The organism is Bacillus sp. MUM 116 (genome assembly GCF_001866655.1).
Taxonomy (GTDB): domain Bacteria; phylum Bacillota; class Bacilli; order Bacillales; family Cytobacillaceae; genus Neobacillus.
Map to the genome: position 1 here is coordinate 1 of NZ_MLYR01000140.1, position 883 is coordinate 883.

Consider the following 883-nt stretch of genomic DNA (forward strand, 5'->3'; position numbering starts at 1 on the left):
TTTCCTTTACGAGACATACTTTGGACTATCCCTCTCGATTCAAGTGCGTGACGATATTGCTTCATCTGATAATGCCATCCTTGATCGGTATGCATGAGTAGCTGGTGGTTCTCAGGTAAACGTTCCAATGCCTTCTCCAACATGCCCGAAACAAGTGAATAGGTTGGTCTTGAACCGATTGTATACGTGATAATCTCTCCGTTAAATAAGTCTAAAACTGGCGATAAATGAAGCTTCTCGCCGAATAATTTAAACTCCCCATTTTTCAATTGGTGCGTCTGCCGTAAAATTGCGGTCTAAAATATTGGGCGCAATTTTTCCCACTTTGCCTTTATACGATTTATACTTTTTCATACGTACTAAGCATTTCAAACCAAGCTCTTTCATAATACGTTGCACTTTTTTATGGTTCACTTTTTGTCCCTGATTCGCCAGCTCATCACGAATACGACGATAGCCATAACGCCCTTCATGTTCTTCGTAAATGGCCTTTATTTCCACTTTTAAGTCGGCGTCCGGCTCCGGACGATTCATCCGTTTCACTAAATCATAATAAGTGCTACGTGGAATGCCAGCGAGCTTTACGAGTGCTTTCACCTGGTGTTTATGCCTTAGTTCATAGACTACTTGCGCTTTGTTTTGTTTGGTGATTTTTCCTTGTTTTGAACTAAGGCATTCAACTTTTTTAAATAATCGTTTTCCATCTCTAGTTGTTTAATACGTGCTTCAAGGGCTTCAGTAGAGCCTTTGACTGGTTCTTGTTTGGGTTGTTGATTGAATTCTTTTTTCATAGATGGACGCCCCTTTTTCTTTGATTGAAGGGCATCTAATCCTTGTGTTTCAAATAGTTTTCTCCAAGCAATAATTGTTGAAGGGGCAGGTA

General features: G+C 40.1%; 1 pseudogene. It reads right to left on the reverse strand.

The window, feature by feature from the left end:
• Positions 1-883 (reverse strand): annotated as a pseudogene (locus BIV60_RS25635) (IS3 family transposase); the annotation flags it as partial.